Annotated in this window: 10 protein-coding genes and 1 tRNA gene; 9 read left to right on the top strand and 2 right to left on the bottom strand. The window is 59.2% G+C overall.

Going from position 1 to position 14,809, the window contains the following annotated elements; genetic code table 11:
• Nucleotides 1–14 precede the first annotated feature (14 nt).
• Nucleotides 15–632, bottom strand: a complete 618-nt coding sequence (locus tag ASO19_RS08265) for a nitroreductase family protein (RefSeq protein WP_103765785.1) — start codon at nt 630–632, stop codon at nt 15–17.
• 111 nt (nt 633–743) lie between these two features.
• Here ASO19_RS08265 and hisB point away from each other — a divergent pair, with 111 nt between their 5' ends.
• From hisB to ASO19_RS08230, 7 genes are all read left to right on the top strand, one after another.
• A complete protein-coding gene (gene hisB, locus ASO19_RS08260; protein WP_086441412.1) occupies nt 744–1,346 on the top strand; it encodes an imidazoleglycerol-phosphate dehydratase HisB in 603 nt (200 codons plus the stop codon).
• A gap of 82 nt (nt 1,347–1,428) precedes the next feature.
• Complete coding sequence (gene hisH / locus ASO19_RS08255) at nt 1,429–2,073, top strand: imidazole glycerol phosphate synthase subunit HisH (RefSeq protein WP_043562021.1); 645 nt, start codon at nt 1,429–1,431, stop codon at nt 2,071–2,073.
• Nucleotides 2,058–3,452, top strand: coding sequence for a 1-(5-phosphoribosyl)-5-[(5-phosphoribosylamino)methylideneamino]imidazole-4-carboxamide isomerase (hisA, locus tag ASO19_RS08250; protein WP_258036047.1), 1,395 nt, complete (start codon nt 2,058–2,060; stop codon nt 3,450–3,452). The genes hisH and hisA overlap by 16 nt, the downstream gene beginning before the upstream one ends.
• The gene (hisF, locus tag ASO19_RS08245) at nt 3,446–4,207 is read left to right on the top strand and encodes an imidazole glycerol phosphate synthase subunit HisF (RefSeq protein WP_103765784.1); all 762 of its coding nucleotides are present in this window, start codon (nt 3,446–3,448) and stop codon (nt 4,205–4,207) included. Before hisA ends, hisF begins: the two co-directional genes overlap by 7 nt.
• 29 nt (nt 4,208–4,236) lie before the next feature.
• A complete protein-coding gene (locus ASO19_RS08240; RefSeq protein ID WP_052349243.1) occupies nt 4,237–4,599 on the top strand; it encodes a phosphoribosyl-ATP diphosphatase in 363 nt (120 codons plus the stop codon).
• A gap of 90 nt (nt 4,600–4,689) precedes the next feature.
• On the top strand, nt 4,690–5,070 hold the full coding sequence (locus ASO19_RS08235) for an HIT domain-containing protein (RefSeq protein WP_043562011.1): 381 nt from the start codon (nt 4,690–4,692) through the stop codon (nt 5,068–5,070).
• 143 nt (nt 5,071–5,213) lie between these two features.
• A tRNA-Glu gene (locus ASO19_RS08230) sits at nt 5,214–5,289 on the top strand.
• A 128-nt stretch (nt 5,290–5,417) separates the two neighbouring features.
• Here the strand turns inward: ASO19_RS08230 and ASO19_RS08225 are convergent.
• On the bottom strand, nt 5,418–7,055 hold the full coding sequence (locus ASO19_RS08225; protein WP_086431754.1) for an alpha-keto acid decarboxylase family protein: 1,638 nt from the start codon (nt 7,053–7,055) through the stop codon (nt 5,418–5,420).
• Nucleotides 7,056–7,125: 70 nt separating this feature from the next.
• Here ASO19_RS08225 and ASO19_RS08220 point away from each other — a divergent pair, with 70 nt between their 5' ends.
• On the top strand, nt 7,126–8,055 hold the full coding sequence (locus ASO19_RS08220; RefSeq protein ID WP_103765783.1) for a LysR family transcriptional regulator: 930 nt from the start codon (nt 7,126–7,128) through the stop codon (nt 8,053–8,055).
• Nucleotides 8,056–8,659: 604 nt separating this feature from the next.
• The coding region (locus ASO19_RS08215) for an autotransporter-associated beta strand repeat-containing protein (protein ID WP_146046935.1) at nt 8,660–14,809 on the top strand (6,150 nt) is incomplete at its 3' end.

Here is a 14,809-nt window from a genome sequence, read left to right as displayed (position 1 = left end):
GCCCGTCCCCGTCCTCAGCGTTGCCTGCCATCCGCACCGAATGTGACAGGTGTCTGCCCATCCCAGAAAGCCACATGATCACCCACATCCGGGCGGACATGGGCCCGTTCCGGCTTTTCTGGCGTACCGACAAGCAGGAACCCCGCAAGCCGGTGCGGGGCCTCCAGCCCCAGCTGGCTGAGCAGGGACCGGTCCTCACAGAACCTCCCGCTGATCCATACCCCTCCGAATCCTTCCATGTGCAGGGCATTGAGGACATTCATGGCCCCGGCGGCCACAGCCATTTCCTGCTCCATGACGGGAACCTTGTGCTCCGGCCGGAGATGCATCCCCAGTGCAATGACCATCGGCGTCTCGGAAAAACGCCTGCGCCGCTTCTCACGCTTCTTCTCCGGGGCATCAGGCTCCTGCCGGGCCACGGCGGCAACAACATGTCCGGCAAAGGCCGGGCGGGCATCGCCAGCAATCACCACATACCGCCACGGGCAGAGATGCCCATGATCCGGAGCCCTCAGCCCGGCGGAGAGGATGCGGGCCAGCACCTCTCCCTGCGGAACCGGAGCGACCAGATCGCCTGTCGAGGAACGCTCCAGCAACACATCAAGCGGGGAAACGGATGAAGCCTGCGCCATGATGACGGCTCTCCTGAAAATCTTGTCATGGTCTGTTAACTGGACAGTCTCACCCACAGCGTCACAATAAGCAAGTTTGGAAAGCAGCCCATATTGGTATAGCAGAAAGACATGACGACTCAGACATCACGAACCGCCACATTGAATCGCCAGACAGGCGAGACCGACATCACCCTTTCCCTCGCCATTGACGGACACGGGAAGAACAGCATCCAGACAGGCATCGGCTTCTTCGACCACATGCTGGATGCCCTGGCCCGGCATGGCGGGCTGGACCTCACCGTACAGGTGAAAGGCGACCTCCATATTGATGACCACCACACCATCGAGGATGTGGGCATCACGCTGGGAGAGGCCCTCCACAAGGCCATCGGCGACAAGCGGGGCATCGAACGTTTCGGCTCTGCCCTTGTCCCTCTGGATGAAGCGCTCTGTGAAGCGGTTGTGGACATTTCAGGCCGCCCCTTCCTAGCCTGGAACATCACCTTCCCCCGTGAGATGATCGGCGCCATGGCCACGGAAATGGTGGAAGAGTTTTTCCGTGCTCTCTGCATGTCCGCCCGCATCACCGTGCACATGAATGGCCGTGCCGGAACCAATGCCCACCACATTGCCGAAAGTGCCTTCAAATCCTTCGCCCGGGCCCTGCGCATGGCGCTCTCCCGCGACCCCCGCAGCGCCGGGCAGATTCCATCCACCAAAGGGGTGCTGTAAGGCTCCCTCACGGTTTTTCCTTGATTTGTCTCCCCCACCTGCCTGAAACAGGACCGGGCAGCTTGCAGTATGGAGAGTGTTCATGCGTGTTGTTGTAATCGACTACAATGGCGGCAACCTGGCTTCTGCTGCACAGGCAGCACGAAGGGCCGCAGCCCTGCGAGGGCTGGAAGCCGACATCGCCATCTCCCGCAACGAGGCTGACATCCTTGCTGCCGACCGTCTCATCCTGCCTGGCCAGGGTGCCTTTGCCGACTGTGCGAAAGGGCTGGACGAGGGCGCTCTCCGCCCCCTGCTGGAAAAGGCAACAGCAGAAGGCACGCCCTTTCTCGGCATATGCGTGGGGATGCAGCTCATGGCCCAGTACGGGCTGGAACATGGCCGCACGGAAGGGCTGGGCTGGATTGATGGCCACATCGCTCCCATGGATGACAGTACCCGACAGGGATTCCGGCTGCCGCACATGGGGTGGAACACTCTCTCTTTCACACCCGGTGCCCATCCGCTGACAGAAGGGCTTGAGCCGGGAAATCACGGCTATTTTGTCCATTCCTATGCCCTGGTGGACGCCCGGGCAGAAGAAACCATCGCCACGGCGGATTACGGCATGACCATTCCGGCCATCGTGGCCAGGGGCAACCGCTGCGGCACACAGTTCCACGTGGAAAAAAGCCAGGATGTAGGTCTGACCATCCTGGGCAACTTCCTGACATGGCAGCCTGGCTGATGCAGGGACGGCCATGGAACCAGCCTCCAGACAGTTACCGGGCCGAACGGCTGGGCCACACCATCAGCGAGGATGACCTCGAAAGCCTGATGGAAAGCACCGTGGCCGCCATTCTGGCCGAGGGCGTGTTCGACTGGCACACGCCCCCTGAAAGTGCCGTCCTGAGGCGTTTCTTCGAGGGCCTCCTGCTGGTACCGGACCGGGACGTCTTCATCGTCCGGGCACCGGATGGCAGCATCTGCGGGGCGGCTGTTCTCGCTCATGCCACGTCCCGGTCCGAAATATACGGTGCCAGCGCCACCATCACCGCCTTTTTCATCGTTCCTTACGAGCGGGGAAAAGGTCTGGGCGCCCTCCTCATGGAGGCCATCATCAACAGGGCACTGACCCGGGGCGCCAAGGTACTGGACTGCCGTGTGCGTGAAACACTGCACGACGCCATAACCCTGCTCACCTCATTCAACTTCACCCACTGGGGCACACACCCCTATTTTGCACGAATCGGAGACCGGACAGTGCGCGGACTATTCTTCTCAAAACTCCTCGTCCCTGAAGAAAGAGCCATGCAGTGGCAGCCTGCCGGCACACCGCTCTCCGTGCCACACCATGGCCCCGCACCAGGCGGAATCCTCCGCAAACCGTTGACCCTCTACCCGGCCATCGACCTCAAGGGCGGGGCCTGTGTCCGCCTGCGGCAGGGGGACATGAATGCTGCCACCCATTATTCCGACAATCCTCCTGCCCAGGCCAAGCTGTTCGAACAGACCGGGTGCCGCCACCTCCACATTGTCGATCTGGACGGCGCCTTTGCGGGCCGGTCGGCCAATGTGAAGGCTGTGGAGGACATCATCGCCACCACATCTCTTCCTGTCCAGCTCGGCGGAGGGCTGCGGGACATGAAAGCCATTGAACGCTGGCTGGAAGCCGGTGTCAGCCGGGTCATCCTTGGTTCTGCCGCCGTGAAAGACCCCGGCCTTGTCCGGCAGGCCGCCCGTGCCTGGCCGGGCCGCGTGATCGCCGGGATCGACGCCCGGCAGGGCCGTGTTGCCACCGAAGGCTGGGCCGAAGTCTCCGAGCTGACCACCACCGACCTCGCCCGCCGGATGGAAGAGGCAGGCGTCGCCGGAATCATCTTCACCGAGATCACCCGGGACGGCATGCTGGAAGGTCTGGACATTGATCAGACGGTCGAGCTGGCCCGCCATGTCTCCATCCCCGTCATCGCCAGCGGCGGCGTGGGCACGCTGGACCATCTCCGGGCCCTGCGACAGGCGGCCGATGAAACACCCGGCATCACCGGCGTGATCGTGGGGCGCGCCCTGTATGATGGCCGCATCAATCTGCCGGAAGCCCTGTCCGTACTGGAGGGATCATGCTGAAGCTACGTGTCATCCCCTGTCTCGACGTCCATGACGGACGGGTCGTCAAAGGGGTCAATTTCGTCTCCCTGCGGGACGCCGGAGACCCGGTGGAACAGGCCCGCCTCTATGATGCCGCCGGAGCGGACGAGCTGACCTTTCTGGACATCACGGCCAGCTCGGACAATCGGGACACCATTCTTGACGTTGTCGAACGTACCGCCGCCGAAGTCCGCCTGCCCCTCACCGTTGGTGGTGGCGTGCGACGCTGTGCGGACATCCGCAGACTTCTGCTGAGCGGTGCCGACAAGTGTGCCATCAACTCCGCCGCCATCCGCACGCCAGAGCTCATCAATGAAGCAGCGGAACGGTTTGGCAGCCAGTGCATCGTCGTGGCGATAGATGCCCGCTCCGATGGCCATGGCGGGTGGGAGGTCTACGCCAAGGGCGGACGGGAACCAACCGGACTGGATGCCGTCGCCTGGGCCGAGCAGATGGCCACACGGGGAGCCGGAGAAATCCTGCTCACCAGCATGGACCGTGACGGTACACGGTCCGGCTTTGACCTTGATCTGCTGGGAACCATCTGCAAACGTGTTTCCGTTCCCGTCATCGCCTCCGGTGGTGTGGGGGAACTGGCCCATTTCGTGGAAGGAGCCCGGGCGGGTGCCAGCGGTCTGCTGGCCGCCAGCGTGTTCCATTTCGGCCAGTTCAGGATCGGTGAGGTCAAACAGGCCCTGCACGATGCCCGGCTGCCCGTCAGGCTGGGCCGCTAGGGACTGGCATGACAAAGGACAGGAAACATATGGCCCAGAATAATACCCCCTCCCGTGAGACAGGCCGCAAAGAGGTTCTGGAACGACTTTACCATACGGTTCTGGCCCGCAAGGGAGCCTCACCATCCGTCAGCCATTCGGCCCGTCTCATGGCTCGGGGGCGGAGCAAGATTGCCCAGAAATTTGGCGAAGAAGCCGTCGAATGTGTCATCGAGGCCATCAAGGGCGACAGGCAGGGCCTCATCAGCGAAAGTGCGGATGTCCTCTATCATCTGATCGTGATGTGGGTTGATGCGGGCATTGATCCGGCGGATGTCTGGGCCGAGCTGGAACGCCGTGAAGGCACGAGCGGCATCGAGGAAAAAGCCTCCCGGCCGAAACCGGCCTTCTGAAGGCACGGCTCATAGGTGGGTTGCCTCCCCCTCCCTTGACTTCCCCCCACCTCACTCCCCAATCATGGAGGAAGAGGAGGAACCCATCTTATGCCGACCGCTACCCCCGCTTACGATCCCAACAATGTCTTCGCCAAGATACTGCGGGGAGAGATTCCCGCTGAACGTGTCTGCGACAGCAAACATTCTTTCGCTTTCTACGACATCTCTCCCCTCGCCCCGATCCATGTTCTGGTGATCCCCCGTGGCGCCTACACGGACCTGCACGACTTCATCTCCCGTGCCAGCGATGAAGAGATTCTGGATTTCTGGAAACTGGTGGACAAAATTTCCGCCGAGCAGTCCCTCATCCCCAGCGGGTTCCGCCTCATCAGCAATGTGGGTCGCGACAGTGGACAGGAAGTGCCGCACTTCCACGTCCATCTTCTGGGTGGGCGACCGCTCGGCCCCATCCTGGCGGCTGACCAGTAACGGCACCGCCCCATCCGGGGAAGCCGCCTCTGGGCGGCTTCCCCCCCCCCTTTCGGGACTGGTTGGAAAACCTTTTTTTACAAAAGGTATCTTTCCCTCTTGCACTTCCCCGCCGTTCCCTCTAGAGAGGGCTCACGCCTTTAGTCCCGTTCGTCTAGAGGCCTAGGACACCGCCCTCTCACGGCGGCAACACGGGTTCGAATCCCGTACGGGACGCCAGACATTTCATGAAAACTCTGAACAATCTGGCCTGACAGGCATCTCTTGGACATCATCCTGACGTACCGTTCTTCCCCTTGGTGGGCAGACACGGAGTGCGCCTGCCCACCCGGTTTCAGAACGAGACCTTACTGCATCTCGCCCAGAGCCTCGGCCATGACGGGAGCATCATAACGGGGTGCGGCGACCTCCAGATAGGTACCCTGCCCCGGCCTGACAGCGTCCAGAGCCTGACGCAGAGCCTTGGGTGTGCTGATGCGCTCGCACTGCCAGTCCTTGCCGCCGAACCCACGGGCCAGAGCCGTGTAATCCCAGCTGGCAATGTCATTGTAATAACGTTCCCCGTCATCACAGAGCAGACGCTCGATCAGATAGCCATCATTGTTCAGGACAAGGATGAGCGGATGACAGTCAAAACGGGCAAACTCACCGAGAGCCTGTACCGTCAGCTGATGTGACCCTTCACCGGTCAGCAGGATGATCCGCTTGTGAGGGGCTGCGATGGCCATGCCGAACGCCGCCGGCGTGGCCCAGCCGATGGACCCCCACAGGCTCTGCTCCTCATAGTCGACCCCTTCAGGCAGACGGATGAAGCCCATGCCCATGGCGACCGTCCCCGTCTCACTCACGACGATATCCCCAGCCCGGAGATGATCCCGTATGGCGGCATAGAAGGTATGGGTTCTGATCACCCCATCATCCCCTTCGTCAGCCTGCCGAGGGGGCAGTTCCATCCCCAGATAGCCGGGACCGGCGGGGCAGGATACGGTATCGGCCAGATCGGCCAAGGCTTCGATCACATCAGCCAGATCGACAGCATGAACGGCACCATCACCAAAGCGCACCTCATGCGCCATGACACTGATGATGCGCTCCGGGTCCAGCTTCTGGGTGAAAAGCCCGGTGTTGAAATCCGTCATTTCAGCACCCAGCGTCAGGACGAGATCGGCCTGCTCCACAAAGTCGGCGACATCTTCCTGCACGAGATGCCCGCCATACATCCCCACAAACCCTTCAGCCTGTTCATCCACCACGCCCTTGTCCATGAACATGGTGGCATGGGGCAGACCGGACCGGCTGAGGAACCGTCTCATCGCCTCCCGGCAGCCAAACCGGGCCGTCAGGATACCCGGCAGGACACAGGGAGACGTGCTGCGCTCCAGCTCGGCCATGATGCGCCGTGCCACGATGGCGGCCTGTTTCCCGCTCCGCACTTCCGGAAGGGCCATGTCACCATCAGGCATGACCACATCATCATGAGCTGCATCGAACGGGATGCCAATATAGACCGGCCGCCGCTCCCGGCGCAGCGTGGCCAGAACACGTTCCAGCTCCTGCACGCAGTTCTGGCCATCCAGAATGGTACGGGCACAGACGACATGACCGGCAGCATCATAAAAGGCCGTGGTCTGCCCGTTGCCCAGGGTATGATGCACAAGCCGCTTTTCATCCAGCACGGCCCGCTTGGGCAGGCCAACCAGATGGATGACCGGCAGATGCTCCGCATATGCCCCGGCAACGCCGTTCATGGCACTCAGCTCGCCAACGCCATAGGTCGTGTTCAGGGCCGCAATCCCCCGTATGCGGGCGTAGCCATCGGCCGCATAGGCGGCATTCAGTTCGTTGGAGCACCCAATCCAGCGCATGTCCGCCCTGGCCGTGATGGCGTCATTGATCGGGAAGGCATAGTCACCCGGGACACCGAAGACATGCTCCACACCCAGCCGGGAGAGCTGGTCCAGAAGATAATCGACAACCTTTGCCATCGTACGTTCCTTTCATCATTGGCACGTCAGTCCGTGCCTCTGAGGAAAGCCTATCCAGCCCATCTTCAATATGATAATATTATATTTCTATACAGACTATAGCCTTTTCCCTATGCCATACCCCCAACTGACTCTCCGGGAACTCCACTACTTCATGGCCGTTGCCACACAGGGCAGCTTCAGCCGTGCGAGTGACCAGCTGCACATCAGCCAGCCTTCCCTGAGCATGGGCATACGCTCTCTGGAAAACAAACTGGACGTCCGCCTTTTCGAGCGGTCCCACAAGACCATCACCCTGACGGAAAAGGGCAAGACCTTCTTTCTTCATGCTGAACGTCTACTTGAGGCCGAACAGAATCTTCACCGGGCGATGGCGGATGATTCAGGCCCCCTGAAGGGGACGGTCCATCTGGCACTCCCACCCATATTGGGGGCGATCTATTTCCGTCCCATCATCCGGCAGTTCTGCAGCCTCTATCCCGATGTCGTGCTGAACATCGAGGAACATCCCTCCGACAGGCTGGTGGCCCAGCTTCTCGGCCATCACACGAACATCGCCGCCCTCATAGGGCCTGTCCAGAACAGGCAGCTGCGCACCATCCCCTTTGCAGAGGCAGAACTCTGCCTGCTGATAGCCGACTCACACCGGCTCGCAGGCCGGGAGAGCTGCTCCTTCACGGACATTCTGGACGAGAAGATCGTCCTCATGAATGAGAACTTCAAGATAAACCGTTTCATCTCGGAGGCCTTTGCCAGTCACGGGGCCGCACCCCATGTCACCGGGCGCACGGGTGACACAACCCTCCTGCTGACCATGGTTCAGGCGGGTGTCGGCGTCACCATCATTCCGGCGGCCTTCCACAATCCGGCCCAGAATGACGGGCTGTACTGCTGCCCGTTGCAGGACCCGACCATCCGCATCACCATTTCACTCGCTGTCCGCCGCAACAGCCCCCTGAACAAAGCCGAAGAAGCCTGGTTGCAGACCAGCTTGCCCTGACCCCCTGCCCGAGACGCCTGCAAGCACCAACATGCCCCGGCCTCCATTCGGCTCTCCCCGACACAAGGACAATTTTCCAATGCATGGTTTATAAAAGCCATGAAAAAGACAAATATTCCACCTACATCACGACCTGCAGTCGGCATGATCTCTGACTGCCTTCCTGCTGGTATCAGAATACTATCTCTGTAGAATGATGGAGTCTCCGTGAAAAAAACGCACAAAAGAACCCATGAGGCCGAGTGCCGGGTCGCTCTGCTCGATACGCCTTACAAATAACGCAAAATATCCATGGAAAACCATTCATGCAGACTTTATGAAGGCTAAATATCAAATAAAATTTTTAATTAGCAATGTATATATTCTCTTAAATGCCAATTTTACAAAAACTTCTTCACTACAACCACATATTGCATCCACTATAAAATTACTTATCCCAACAAGTTGTTTGGATTTAACAAAATTGTATCTTGAATTTCTTTAAAGTGTTCCTTAAGTAAGAGTAAACCCAGTCTACTTCAGTCATGATCTGTACGTCCCGTCCGTACATCTCATCAGACGGACAGAGCAGCGTGTGCAACATCTACAGGAAGGTGCGATCACAATGACAGACCTCAACTTTTCGTACGGGAAAACGACATCTGTCACACTGGCCCCCTCAGAACAGGTGCCAGCCTATGGGCGGAAGGCATCTTCTTCCATGAAGGTATCGGCCAGGATTGCGCTGCTTCTGGCAAGCGTATCGTCCTTCTCCATCATCAGCACACCTGCACGTTCGGATGATACGGCACAGTCCCAGCAAGGCGGTACTGTCCGCACCTTTTCCCCTGCTGCTGGAGAGACTGATACAGTCACAGACACCATTACGGATGGTAAAGGAAACACCCCCCTCTCCGTAGAGCAGGCTGGTGCGGGGACGACTGTCCTTTCCGCCGCCAACAGCTATACCGGGGCAACAGACATCACGCAGGGGACGCTGGCTCTCTCCGGCAATGGCAGCATCGCCAATTCCAGCGGTGTCACCGTGGGCAAGAACACCACGTTCGACATCAGCGGGAGCAGCTCCAACGTCACGGTGCAGGACCTGTCCGGTGCAGGCAATGTCACTCTCGGCCAGAACGGACTCACCCTCTCATCAGCCAAGGCTGGCAGCCCCTATGACGGCGTCATCTCCGGGACGGGCGGCCTGACCGTTGACGGTGGGTCCAAGACCCTGACAAATGCCCAGACCTACAGCGGTGATACCAGCATCAACAACGGGGCCACCCTTGCCCTGACGGGCAATGGCAACCTCGCCAACACCCGTGTCCAGCTGAACAACCGGGATGTTTCCGGCCCTTCAACCTTTGACATTTCGCAGGCCTCACACCCGGTTGATGTCCAGTCCATCATGTGGGGCAACAATGGCGCTGTCGTCAATCTAGGCAGCAACACGCTCAACATCACCAACAGTGGCTCCAATGATACAAATGGAGCGACCTTCAAGGGGGATGGAGCAACCCTAAATGTTTCGGGTCAGAAACAGGGCTTCAACGGCACCATCACCGGCAATACCAGCCTCGTCGCCAATGCCAGTATCGTTGACATGTATGACAGCAAGCAGTTCGACTACACAGGCAGCACGACCGTCAACAATGGCAGCTCGCTGCATGTGTACGGTGCTGTCATCGGTACGCCGCAGGTCACTGTCAGCAACGGCGGCAAGCTGGATGGCACGGGCACCATCGGTTCCTCAGGCAGCACGACAACAATCGAACAGGGTGGGAGCATCAACCCCGGCACGCCTGCTGCCTACCGGCAGACCCTGTCCATCGGCAATGATCTCACAACCCGGGGCACATCCGATTTCAGCGGTCTCCAGGACAATGGCTCCAGCAGACTTTCCAATGGATCCATCTATGTCGGTGGCAACCTGGATCTGGGCGGAACAGTCAAGGCGGTTGACCTCTCCTCACAGCAGGGCTCCGGTGTCCAGACTCTCTTCCGCTACGCAAAGCAGCTGACAACCAGCAATCCAACCCTGAATGTATATCAGTTCACGGGAGATGAGACTGGCAAGCCCTTCCTGTCGCCAGACACCAAGGGTACGAGCTACCTTCAGACAGGCAACCATCAGGTCAATCTGGTCACAGCCAATGCCGGGGACAATCTGGCGTTCTGGAATGGCAGCAAGACAACTGCTGATGGCCAGATACGGGCAGGCGATGGTACTTGGTCCCAGGGGGCAAACAGCGCCACCAACTGGACCACGGCCAACGGCAGCCAGAGTTCCGCCTGGCAGGGCAAGGAATACGCCATTTTTGGCCAGCCTTCCGATGATGCCATCCAACAGAGCAAAAACGCTGCCCAGAACGTGACGGTGGATGGCAATGTCGATGTGGCTGGCATGCAGTTCAGCCAGAATGCCCGCCCGTCCTCCTATTCCGTCATCCCCAAGGATGGAAACAGCTCCATCACACTGTATGGCAACCGCTATACGGACAAGGAGCACCCGGACAAGCTCAACCGGTATTTCTACATCACCGACAGCACAGGCCAGTCTGGCACCCAGACTGATGCTGACATCAAGCAGTACGAGCAGAACAACGGTACCCTGGTCAACAAGTCAGGACTTGTCTCCACAATCCGTGTGGGGGATGGTTCAGGCTATGGTGACACCAACCTTGCCATCATCAAGACACCCATCAAGGATGATCCCAGCAACCCGACGACCCTCGTAAAAACGGATACGGGTACGCTCGTTCTGGACGGCAACAACAGCTACAATGGCGGAACCGTCATCACCAATGGTGTGCTGGAAATCACCTCCGATGCCAGCCTGGGCGCCCAGAACGGCACTCTGGGCATCAGCGGGGGGACGCTGCGGATCGGCCAGGACCTCGCCACCAACGCCAACCGCAATACTGTTCTGGGATATAACGGCGCCACCATTGACCTCAATGGTCATACTTACGACAACAATGGCTCCATCGTTGGTCCCCGGGGGGCCAACATAGCCATCAGGAGCACCACGGACAATTCCGGGCTCAGCACGGCCCTGCAGAATGCTGGCGGCCCCCAGAGCGGCACTGTGCCGGTGCTCAACCTCAATGCCGACAACACCTATCTGGGCAGGACGGACATCCAGGGCAACTGGGGTATTGGTGGGTCCAATGTCGTTGTCAATGCCAATGACAAAACCCCATTTGGCACCTCTGACAGCACAACAAAAGGTGGCGACCTGAACATCACGGCAGGGGCCATCGTCAACATGAATGGCGGGCAGGACAAATCTGCCTCCATGGGCAACCGCAACGTCGTCATCAATGACAACAGCGCCCTGTATTTCAACAACAGAAGCGTTGCCGACACGGCCAACATCACGAACACGAACAACGCCAGCGTCACCTTCAGGAACGACAGCTCGGCCTCTCAATCCACCATCAGCAATGCCGGGCATGTGTTCTTTGCGGACAATGCAACAGCAGACCAGGCCACAGTCCAGAACAACAGCGATGGGGCCACTGTTGATATCACGAAAGCGACCAATGGTGTGTCCATCGGCTCCCTGTCCGGCAATGGCAACGTGTCTCTGGGCGACCAGACACTGACAGTCGGTGCCCTCAACAAGGACGACACTCTTTCCGCCATCATATGGGATGCTGGCAACCACAAGGGATCCGTTGTCAAAACGGGAACGGGCACCCAGACACTGACAGGCAACAACAGCTACACCGGCTCCACGACCGTCAACAACGGTACCCTTGCCCTCGCTGGCCAGGGTACCATTACCAACTCCTCCTTTGTTGATGTCAACAAGGGGGCAAAGCTGGACATCAGCCAGTCCGCCAATGACCAGAATCTGACCGACATCCGGGGTGGCGGTGATGTGGCTCTTGGTGACCACTCCCTGTCCCTGACGCAGGCTGATTCACAGCACAGCTATGATGGTGTCATCTCTGGAACCGGCGGCCTGAAAATCCTTGCCGGGGAAAAAACACTCACCGGGCAGAATACCTACACAGGTGATACGGTCGTCGCCCAGCAGGCAGGCCTGACCCTGGATGGCGGAAAGCTCGACAGCCAGCTGTTCAATAACGGCACGTCCGTTCTCCAGAACGGTGCCGAGATAACGAAGACAGTAACGAACGACCATGGCGGCACGCTGACGGCACATGACGCAAAACTGGCGGACATCACCAACGGCAGTACGGCCGGGCAGATCCTGCTCGACAAGGGGACAACCGCCTCTGGCACGCTGGCTGCTTCTGATGGCCAGTTCACCATTGGTGAAGGTGGGGCCAGTGTCGGCTCTCTCTCTGGCAGCAGTAAAAGCACGGGTACCCTCAATGACACCCTGACCATCACCAATGGTCATGACGGCTATAACGGCACCCTCGCCGGCAATGGTGGCCTGAACATCACCGGGGGAAGTGGCGAATATCTCAACGGCCAGAACACCTATAAAGGTGAAACCCATGTCGGCCCCAATGCCAACCTCACCCTGCAGGGAAGCATCACCGGGGACCTCAACAACGATGGGCAGACCTACATCAACCCCAACGCAACAACGGCAGGCAAGGCCAGTGTCGGCGGGAAAACAACCAACACGAACCAGCTCACCGCACAGAGTGCCATCCTGGGCAATGTCAGCAACAAGAGTGGCACCACAACCCTGCATCAGAGCACCACGCAGGACCTTACCAACGAGGCCGGCACAACAACACTCGACCGCACCACGGTAAACGGGCAGACTACGAATTCCGGCACACTCACCACCTCTGCCTCAAAACTGGGTGACATCAGCAACAACGCCGGAACAGCCACGCTGGATGGCAACAGCACTGCCGGGCATGTCACCAATGCTGCTGGAGCCAGCTTCACCCTCCAGAACAGCGGAACGATCCGCTCTGCCGACAACCAGGGCTCCATGACACTGGGGGCCTTCAGTACAGTTTCAAGAGATGTCACCAATACTGGCAACGGGTCCCTGACGCTCGACAACAGCACCATCGACGGTACCCTTACCCATAATGGCCAGAGTCTGACCGTCACGGACAAAAACGCCTCTGTCGGTTCTCTCGCAGGAAACGGCAACGGCACGCTGGATGGTGCCCTGCATCTCACCAATGCCAATGAAACCTACAACGGTATCCTCTCCGGCAAGGGCGGGCTGGCTCTTGACGGGGGGAAAGAAACCCTCACGAACCATCAGGCCTATACCGGCGACACAACCGTCGGGCAGAGTGGTGACCTGACCCTGACAGGCTCCCTTGCCGGGGCACTTGTCAATGGCGGCCACTCCACTCTCCAGAACGGTTCCGCTGTCAACGGAGTGGTCACAAACACCAATCAGGGCTCTCTGGAAGCACATGGTGCTGCCTTGGGGGCTGCCACAAATACCAGTACGGCCGGGACGCTGCTGCTCGACCAGGGAACAACCATTGCCCACACCCTTGCTTCTGATGGTGGCCAGATTACCATCGGTCAAGGCGGCGCCAGTGCTGAATCGCTTGCAGGCACGAACAGTGACGCCAAAATCACGCTCAATGACACCCTGACACTCACCGGTGGGCATGATGGCTATAACGGTACCATCACCGGCACGGGTGGCCTGACCATCCTCGGGGGCGGCAAAAACGACATCCAGAGCACGGGTGAGTATCTCAATGGCCACAACACCTATAAAGGTGAAACCCATATCGGCCAGAACAGCTCCTTCACCCTGAAAGGCAGCATCACCGGGGACCTCAGAAACGAGGGTGATACCTACGTCAACCCCAATGCCAACACCGCAGGCCAAGTCAGCATCGGCGGGACGACGACCAATACACACCTTTTCACGTCGCAAAATGCCATTCTGGGCAAGGTCATCAACAATGATGGCACCACCACGCTGAATGAAAGCCAGACCAAGGACATTGACAACCATGCCGGGGAGACGGTCCTCACCGGCACGACGGCAGGGGCCATCACCAACGCCAAGGGAGCCACCTTCACAACCCAGCAGAGCCAACATTCCGACGGCACGACAGTCAACAACAGTCTCGCTTCCGCCGACAATGCGGGCACGATGAAACTCGACCACACCACGGTAAACGGGCAGACCACGAATTCCGGCACACTCACCACCTACAACTCAAGGCTGGGTGATGTCAGTAACAACGCCGGAACAGCCACGCTGGATAGCGGAACTACCGCTGGCCATGTCATCAATGCTGCTGGGGCCAGCTTCACCCTCCAGAACAGCGGAACGATCAGCTCTGCCGACAACCAAGGCTCCATGACACTGGGGGCCTTCAGTACAGTTTCAAGAGATGCCACCAATACTGGCAACGGGTCCCTGACGCTCGACAACAGCACCATCGGCGGTACCCTCACCCATGATGGCCAGAGTCTGACCGTCACGGACAAAAACGCCTCTGTCGGTTCTCTCGCAGGAAACGGCAACGGCACGCTGGATGGTGCCCTGCATCTCACCAATGCCCATGACACCTATAACGGTATCCTCTCCGGCAAGGGCGGACTGGCCCTTGACGGGGGGAAAGAAACCCTCACGAACCATCAGGCCTATACCGGCGACACAACCGTCGGGCAGAGTGGTGACCTGACCCTGACAGGCTCCCTTGCCGGGGCACTTGTCAATGGCGGCCACTCCACCCTCCAGGATGGTTCAGCCGTCACCGGAACGGTCACGAACACCAGCACCGGCTCGCTGGAGGCCCACAATGCCCAGCTGAGCAATGTCACGACAGCCGGGACGCTGCTGCTCGAC

Origin of the sequence: Parasaccharibacter apium (assembly GCF_002917995.1) — a bacterium.
Classification (GTDB): Bacteria; Pseudomonadota; Alphaproteobacteria; order Acetobacterales; family Acetobacteraceae; genus Bombella; species Bombella apis.
The sequence above is the reverse complement of the archived record's forward strand: the minus strand, read 5'-3'. Positions and strand labels throughout refer to the sequence as shown.